The organism is Mesorhizobium sp. M7A.F.Ca.US.006.04.2.1 (assembly GCF_004022915.1).
In the GTDB taxonomy this organism is placed as follows: Bacteria; Pseudomonadota; Alphaproteobacteria; order Rhizobiales; family Rhizobiaceae; genus Mesorhizobium; species Mesorhizobium ciceri.
Genome location: NZ_RZQA01000958.1, coordinates 1 through 2,193 on the forward strand (window position 1 = coordinate 1; position 2,193 = coordinate 2,193).

The 2,193-nt window shown below is 62.7% G+C and carries 1 protein-coding gene and 1 pseudogene; both read left to right on the forward strand.

From position 1 onward, the window contains the following. On the forward strand, positions 1-1,982 hold a 1,982-nt coding region (gene secD / locus EN925_RS32805; protein ID WP_128337239.1), incomplete at its 5' end, for a protein translocase subunit SecD. Next, positions 1,957-2,193, forward strand: a pseudogene (locus tag EN925_RS32810) (hypothetical protein); the annotation flags it as partial. The gene secD and the pseudogene EN925_RS32810, both read left to right, overlap by 26 nt.

Genomic DNA, 2,193 nt, shown 5'->3' on the forward strand with positions numbered 1-2,193 from the left:
ACCGTATCCTTGTCCAGGTGCCGGGTCTTCAGGACCCGCAAAGGCTGAAGGAAATCCTCGGCCAGACCGCCAAGCTGACCTTCCAGATGGTCGACCAGTCGATGCCGGTGCAGGACGCGCTCAACGGCCGTCCGCCTGCCGGCTCGTCGGTGCTGTATTCGCAGGACGATCCGCCGGTTCCGTATCTGATCGAGAACCGCGTCATCGTCTCGGGCGAAAACCTCGTCGATGCGCAGGCGACCTACAATTCGCAGAACAACGAGCCGGTGGTGTCGTTCCGCTTCGATTCGAAGGGGGCGGCGCGCTTCGGCCAGGCCACGGCGCAAAATGTCGGCAAGCTGTTCGCCATCATCCTCGACAACCAGGTGATTTCGGCGCCGCAGATCCGCGAGCCGATCCTCGGCGGCACCGGCCAAATCTCCGGCAATTTCACCGCCCAGAGCGCCAACGATCTCGCCGTGCTGCTGCGCGCCGGCGCACTGCCGGCGACGTTGACGGTGATCGAAGAACGTACAGTGGGTCCGGGCCTTGGCCAGGATTCGATCCATGCCGGCAAGGTCGCCGGCATCATCGGTTCTATCCTCGTCGTTGCCTTCATGTTCGTCGCCTACGGCTTCCTCGGCTTCCTCGCCAACATCGCGCTGGCGGTGCACGTGGCGATGATCGTCGGCGTGCTCTCGTTGCTTGGCGCGACGCTGACCTTGCCTGGCATCGCCGGTATCGTGCTGACCATCGGCATGGCGGTCGATTCCAACGTGCTGATCTACGAGCGCATCCGCGAGGAGCGGCGCGCCGGCCGCTCGGTCATCCAGGCGATCGATACCGGTTTCACCAAGGCGCTGGCGACCATCGTCGATTCCAACATCACCTCGCTGATCGCCACCGTGGTGCTGTTCTATCTTGGTACCGGTCCGGTGAAGGGCTTTGCCATCACCTATGCCATCGGCATCCTGACGACCGTCTTCACCGCCTTCACCTTCACCCGTCTGCTGGTCTCGATCTGGCTGCGCCGGGCTCGCCCGAAGGAATTGCCGAAGGCGCCGGTGACCTTCGTTCCGCCCGGCACCAAGATCCCCTTCATGGGCATCCGTCGCTGGACGTTCACGCTGTCCAGCGCACTTTCGATCCTGTCGGTGGTGCTGTTCATGACCGTCGGCATCAACTACGGCATCGATTTCAAGGGCGGTTCGCTGATCGAAGTGCAGGCCAAGAGCGGCAATGCCGATCTCGCCGACCTCCGCGCGCGGCTGACCGAACTCAACATCGGTGAAGTCCAGGTGCAGCAGTTCGGTACGCCGAACGACGTGCTGATCCGCGTCGGGACGCAGGATGGTGGCGAAAATGCCGAGCAGACCGTCATCGACAAGGTGCGCGGCGAGCTGCAGGATAATTATGACTTCCGCCGCGTCGAAGTGGTGGGACCGACCGTGTCCGGCGAGCTCGCCAAGCAAGGCACGATCGCCATGCTGATCGCGCTGCTCGGCATCCTGATCTATGTCTGGTTCCGCTTCGAATGGCAGTTCGCGGTCGGCGCCATTGTGGCGACGGTGCACGATGTGGTCATGACGCTCGGCTTCTTCGTCATCTCCGGGCTGGAGTTCAACCAGTCGTCACTGGCGGCGATCCTGACGATCATCGGCTATTCGCTGAACGATACGATCGTGGTCTATGACCGTGTCCGAGAGGATCTGCGAAAATACAAGCGCATGCCGCTGCCGCAACTCCTGAACAACGCCATCAACGAGACGCTGTCGAGAACGACGCTGACCTCGGTGACGACGATCCTGGCGCTGCTGGCGCTGGTTCTGTTCGGTGGCGAGGTGATCCGCTCGTTCACCATGGCCATGCTGTTCGGCGTGATCTTCGGCACCTATTCGTCGATCTTCATCGCCGCACCGCTGCTGATCCTGTTCAAGCTGCGGCCGCAGGCTTCAGCCGACGAGGAGAAGCCGGTCAATGGCGGCAAGGCGGTCGCGACCTGACGCGCCCCCCCGAAGAGGTTTAACGGTGACCAGCAAAGGCATCGTCATCCGCGAGGCGCATTTCCCGGGCCGCGCGCCGATCGAAGCCTACGGCAATGGCGGATTCCGCTTTGCCGACATGTCACATCGCGGTTCGCTGCTCTGTCTGCCATCCGGCATCCATGGCTGGGAGCCGGTGGATCCCTTGGCGCTGACGGTGGCGGATTTTGAC